The following is a 4,498-nucleotide window of genomic DNA, read 5'->3' on the forward strand; positions in this document are numbered from 1 at the left end:
GCGGCGACCTCGCCCACGGGGACGGTGACCGCGGCGGGCACCGGCGGCAGCGCGGGCGGTTCGGTCTCGGGGAGCGTCGCCGCGAGCACCGACTCGCCGGGCTCGGCGTCCGGCAGCAGCGCGACCAGCTCCCGCTCGACCTCGTCCATCGACGGCCGCTCGGCCGGGTCGGTGGCGAGCATCCGCAGCAGCAGCGGCGTCAGCCTGCCCGACTTCTCCGGCGGCTCGATCTCGCCGCTGGACGCCTTGTAGAGCAAGGCGATCGGGTTGTCCGCCGTGCCGTACGGCGGCTTCCCTTCGATCGCCGCGTACAGCGTCGCACCGAGGGAGAACACGTCGGCGGCGAAGCTCGCGTCCTCCCCGCGCGCCACCTCCGGCGCGAGGTACGCGGGCGTGCCGGCGATCTCACCGGTGGCCGTCAGCTTGACGTCACCGATCGCGCGGGAAATGCCGAAGTCGGTGATCTTCGCCGTGCCGTCCTCGGAGACCAGGATGTTGGCCGGCTTCACGTCGCGGTGCACGACCCCGGCGCGGTGCGCGCCGGCCAGCGCGGAACTGATCTGCGCGCCGACGCGGATGGCGTCGTCCACCGTCGTCGGCTCCTCGCGGACCAGGACGGCGAAACTCTTCGACGGCAGGTATTCCATGATCAACCACGGCCGGTCCTCCTCCTCGAGGACGGCGAACACGGTGATCGCGTGGGAATGCTGCAACCGGGCGGCGATCCGCGCCTCGCGCATCGCGCGGTTCTTCGCTTCTTCCGTGCGGTGCTCGTCGTGGTCGTGGGGCAGCAGGAGTTCCTTGATCGCCACGGTGCGGTCGAGCTTTTCGTCCTGGGCCCGCCAGACCGTGCCCATCGCGCCGCCGCCGATCGGCTCGAGCAGCCGGTACCGATCGCGGATCCGGCGACTTTCCACGAGCATCCACCATTCTCCGAAGTGGCCGAGAGATCCGGTCAGCATGCCAGCCGCGGCGGCCGACCGGTACCAACCTAACCGAAAACCTTGGGCGGGCAGTGCAATCGTGCGCTGTGGCGCCGCCCACCCGGATACCCCGAATACTAACGAACAACCCCGAACGCGCGATCAAGTGCGTCCACGATCTCCTTGCGCAGCCCGGCGCCGACGGCGATCGTCGCCGCGGAACCGACCGTGTGCTCGCTGCCGTCGCGGTCGACGACGGCGCCGCCCGCCTCGCGCACGAGCAGCACGCCGGCCATGGTGTCCCACGGGTTGTTGGACAGGATCAGTGCGGCGTCGAGCTTTCCGTCCGCCACCCACGAGAGGTCGACCGCCGCGGTGCCCAGCATCCGGATCTTCTGCGCCCGCGCGCCGAGGTCGGTCAGCAACGTCAGCCGCGCGCGGTTCTTCTCTTCGGCGAGTTCGCCGATCGCGAAGTCACCGACCGCGATCATCGCGTCGGACATTTCCGTCGCCGTCGACGCGCCGACCCGCTCTCCGTTCGCGAAAGCACCTTCGCCGCGCGCGGCGGTGTAGGTGACCCCGAGGTACGGCAGGGCGATCGCGGCGACCGTGCTGTGCTCGCCGTCCACCAGTGCCAGGGAAATCCCGCAGAGCGGAATCCCGCGGGCGAAGTTCGCGGTCCCGTCGATCGGGTCCAGCGCCCACCAGCGCCCGCCGGCCGCGCCGCTGCGGCCGCGCTCCTCGCCGAGGAACCCGATTTCGGGGGTTTCGGCGGCGAGGAACTCCCGCAGCGCGTCCTCGACGGCGGTGTCGACGTCGGTCACCAGGTCGCGATCGCCTTTCGCGGAAACGGAAAAGGTCGGGCGCGACCGGACGATCCCGGTCGCCTTCGCCACGGCTTCGCGCGCGACGGCCAGCAGTGCGGCATGCTCGGTCATGCCACCCAACATAGAGAAGGGCCGCGCTCATGACCGATCTGTTCCCGCTCGCGACCACCGCCGACGAGCAGGCGCGGCGGGCGTCGGTCGCGGTGCTGCCGGTCGGCAGCTTCGAGCAGCACGGCGCGCACCTCCCCCTGGCCACCGACGCGGTGATCGCGGCGACCCTCGCGACCGCCGTCGCCGCCGCGTACCCGGTGCTCCACCTGCCGCCGATCACGATCTCGTGCTCGCACGAACACGCGGGGTGGGCCGGCACGGTGAGCATTTCCGCGCGCACGCTGCACGCCGTGGTCACCGACGTCGCCGAGTCGCTTCGCGCGTCGGGCGTGCACCGGCTCGTGCTGGTCAACGGGCACGGCGGCAACTACGTACTGTCCAATGTGGTCCAGGAGGCGGGCGGCGCGATGGCGCTGTTCCCCGGCGTCGCCGACTGGCAGGCGGCGCACACCGCGGCCGGGCTGCGGACGTCGCTGGACGACGACATGCACGCGGGCGAACTGGAGACGTCCATCCTGCTGCACGCGCACCCGCACCTGGTCCGGCCCGGCTACGAAGCGGCCGACCACCTGACCGACCGGGAGCACCTGCTGACGCGGGGCCTGCGGGCGTACACGGAGTCGGGGGTGGTCGGCCGTCCCTCGCTGGCGAGCGCGGCCAAGGGCCACGTCCTGCTGGACACGCTGGTCCAGCGCTTCGCCGGGGTGCTGGAGGCGTTAGGCGCCTGAGAACGCGCCGTCCAGGTGCGGGAGCAGGTGGGCCATCCGCTCGGCCTTGGTGCGGAGGTACCGCAGGTTCTCCGGGTTCGGCGGAACCAGCAGCGGAACCCGCTCGCTGATCCGGATTCCGTAGCGCGTCAGCTGCTCGACCTTCGCCGGGTTGTTCGACAGCAGCCGCACCGACCGGACCCCCAGGTCCTGGAGGATGCTCGCCGCGGCGTGGTAGTCGCGGGCGTCGATCGGCAGCCCGAGCGCCACGTTCGCGTCGACCGTGTCGAGGCCTTCGTCCTGCAGCCGCATCGCCTTCAGCTTCGCGAGCAGGCCGATCCCGCGGCCCTCGTGGCCCTGGACGTAGACCAGCACGCCCGAGCCCTCCTCGACGATCCGGTCCAGCGCCGCCGCCAGCTGGTCGCCGCACTCGCAGTGCGTCGAACCGAAGACGTCGCCGGTCAGGCACTCGCTGTGCACGCGGGTCAGCGTGCCGAGCGGGGCGATCTCGCCGTACACCAGCGCGACCTGCTCGGTGCCGGTGCGGTCGAGGTACCCGACCGCGCGGAACGTCCCGTGCCGGGTCGGCAGCCGGGTCTCGACGACCCGCTCGACCACGGCCCGGCGCGGCAGATCCCCGACGACCTCACTTGCGGTCATGATTTCAACCCCACTTCCGATTCGATCCCGGAGTCGGCCGCGGAGCGCGGAGCAGGCACGACACCGGTGTGCGGAGCGCGGGTCACGCGGAACCCGGCGACGCTCCGGACGAGCAGGACACCGGCGCCGGGCAGGCTCGCGAAGAGCGTGAGCACGCCGTAGACGACAGCGACGGTGACACCTTGGGCGGCGCCCAGCCCGGCCGCGCCGAAGAGCAGGGCGCAGACGCCCTCGCGCGGGCCGAAGCCGCCGATGTTGAGCGGGAGACCCATCGCGAGCAGCGCGAGGATCATCAGCGGCGCGAGCTGTCCGACCGGCGCGGTCACCCCGGCGACGCGGGCGGCGACGACGAACAGCGCCAGGTGCCCAGCGAGCGTCGCGATCGACAGGAAGCCCACGCCGGGCCAGGTCTCGCGGGTAAACAGGCCGAGCCGCAGGTCGGCGAGGGTGACGGCGAAGCCGCGCCGGACCTTGGACGGGCTGTGGATCCAGCGCCCGCCGAACACCCGGCCGGCGGCGACCGCGGCGACGGCGGCCAGCACGACGACCACGCCGGTGACCGTCACGACCTCGCGGAACGCCTCGGGCACGACGTCCGGGACGAAGAGCACCACGCCCACGGCGGACGCGATCAGCACGAGCTGGCCCGCGGTGCGCTCCAGGACGACGGCGCGCACGCCGCGCGGCACGTCGCCCGACTCGCGGCCGTGCTGCACCGCGCGGTGGACGTCGCCGAGGACGCCCGCGGGCAGCACGCCGTTGAGGAACAGCGCGCGGTAGTAGTCGGCGACCGCGGTCCGCAGCGAAAGCCGCAGGCCGAGCCGGGTGGCGACGATCTGCCAGCGGCCCGCGCTGAACACCGTCGTCGCGAGGCCGATGGCCAGCGCGGCGAGCACGCCGGGCGCGCTGATCCGGCCGAGGCCGTCGAGGAAGGCGGCGCTGCCGAGCTGCCAGACGAGGACCGCGAGGATGCCGACGGCGCCGAGGACGCGCAGCCACGCGAACAAGCGCTTCACGCCGCCGCCTCCAGGCTCGGCGGCAGGACCAGCAGGTCGCCGTGGTGGACCACCGCGTGCAGCTCGCCCGCCGCGGCCATTTCGACCCGTCGCTGCAGGTAGACGTCGGTGACCGGGCGCAGCTCCGGCAGCTGCTCGACGGCGGCGCCGACCCAGCCCTCCAGCCACTGCCGCTGCAGTTCCGCCTGGTCCGGCCCGAGCCGCCACGCGCTCTCCGCGCGGACGACCGTGGCGCCGAGCCTGCCGAACGCCGT

General features: G+C 72.8%; 5 protein-coding genes and 1 pseudogene. 1 reads left to right on the forward strand and 5 read right to left on the reverse strand.

Annotated features, from left to right (window positions below; translation table 11 throughout):
• Positions 1–923, reverse strand: a 923-nt coding sequence (locus G3I65_RS51645) for a serine/threonine-protein kinase (protein ID WP_160703346.1), incomplete at its 3' end; no start/stop codon positions are given.
• A gap of 137 nt (positions 924–1,060) precedes the next feature.
• Complete coding sequence (locus tag G3I65_RS51650) at positions 1,061–1,861, reverse strand: inositol monophosphatase family protein (RefSeq protein WP_160703348.1); 801 nt, start codon at positions 1,859–1,861, stop codon at positions 1,061–1,063.
• A 29-nt stretch (positions 1,862–1,890) separates the two neighbouring features.
• Between G3I65_RS51650 and G3I65_RS51655 the strand changes: the two genes are divergently transcribed.
• A complete protein-coding gene (locus G3I65_RS51655; RefSeq protein WP_160703349.1) occupies positions 1,891–2,589 on the forward strand; it encodes a creatininase family protein in 699 nt (232 codons plus the stop codon).
• Here G3I65_RS51655 and ribA read toward each other — a convergent pair.
• From ribA to G3I65_RS51670, 3 genes and pseudogenes are all read right to left on the reverse strand, one after another.
• Entirely contained in the window at positions 2,578–3,228 is a 651-nt protein-coding gene (ribA, locus tag G3I65_RS51660) for a GTP cyclohydrolase II (RefSeq protein WP_163046909.1), read from the reverse strand. The genes G3I65_RS51655 and ribA overlap by 12 nt on opposite strands.
• Positions 3,225–4,244 (reverse strand): lysylphosphatidylglycerol synthase transmembrane domain-containing protein, encoded by a 1,020-nt coding sequence (locus G3I65_RS51665; RefSeq protein WP_160703350.1) that lies wholly within the window; start codon positions 4,242–4,244, stop codon positions 3,225–3,227. The genes ribA and G3I65_RS51665 overlap by 4 nt, the downstream gene beginning before the upstream one ends.
• Positions 4,241–4,498 (reverse strand): annotated as a pseudogene (locus G3I65_RS51670) (SAM-dependent methyltransferase); the annotation flags it as partial. The pseudogene G3I65_RS51670 and the gene G3I65_RS51665, both read right to left, overlap by 4 nt.

This window comes from Amycolatopsis sp. SID8362 (assembly GCF_010550475.1).
GTDB classification, from domain to species: Bacteria; Actinomycetota; Actinomycetes; order Mycobacteriales; family Pseudonocardiaceae; genus Amycolatopsis; species Amycolatopsis eburnea.